The 209-nt window shown below is 39.2% G+C and carries 1 pseudogene; it reads left to right on the top strand.

What is annotated here, in order from left to right:
* Positions 1–209: pseudogene (locus tag V6256_RS16190) on the top strand (type II toxin-antitoxin system HipA family toxin); the annotation flags it as partial.

Below are 209 nucleotides of genomic sequence, written 5' to 3'. Positions count from 1 at the left end.
CCTTCGATCTTCTCAAAGTAGTAGGTAAAGATAGTGTTTGTGCTATAGCACTATTATCTCCTGAGATACCTTACCAAAGTGAGCCTATCCTCTACGAAGTACTAGAAGAGCAAAAACTTGATGCAGTACTTTCCGACTATAAGTCAGAGATACCTTTAGGCTTGATAGAGCATGATGATGATTTCAGAATATCGGTTGCTGGAGTACAA

This window comes from Psychromonas aquatilis (assembly GCF_038155185.1).
GTDB classification, from domain to species: Bacteria; Pseudomonadota; Gammaproteobacteria; order Enterobacterales; family Psychromonadaceae; genus Psychromonas; species Psychromonas aquatilis.
This window is presented reverse-complemented; position numbering and strand designations above follow the sequence as displayed.